The following is a 258-nucleotide window of genomic DNA, read 5'->3' as shown; positions in this document are numbered from 1 at the left end:
CCAGCGCGATCGTGGCCGCCAGCGAGAACGCCATGGTCAGGGCCATCGTGGTGCTCTTGTCCGCGCCCGCCAGTTCGGCGATTCCGCCGGCCAGGTTGCCCAACAGGCTAGGTTCCACCAGCAGCAAGGCGGTCGAGGCGATCCCGACGACGCCGGCCACCACCTTGCCGATGCGCTGCGCGGATTCCTCGTCCACGCCGCAGGCCTGCACGACCTTGCTGGCGATGGTCGACATCAGGTTGCCCAGGCTGATTTCCG

The 258-nt window shown here is 68.2% G+C and carries 1 protein-coding gene; it reads right to left on the bottom strand.

The features are described 5' to 3' along the window. The coding region (locus ACM0OZ_RS49350) for a hypothetical protein (RefSeq protein ID WP_414590236.1) at positions 1-258 on the bottom strand (258 nt) is incomplete at both ends.

The sequence above is a fragment of the Scytonema sp. PCC 10023 genome (assembly GCF_963920835.1).
GTDB lineage: Bacteria > Cyanobacteriota > Cyanobacteriia > Cyanobacteriales > Nostocaceae > Kalymmatonema.
This window is presented reverse-complemented; position numbering and strand designations above follow the sequence as displayed.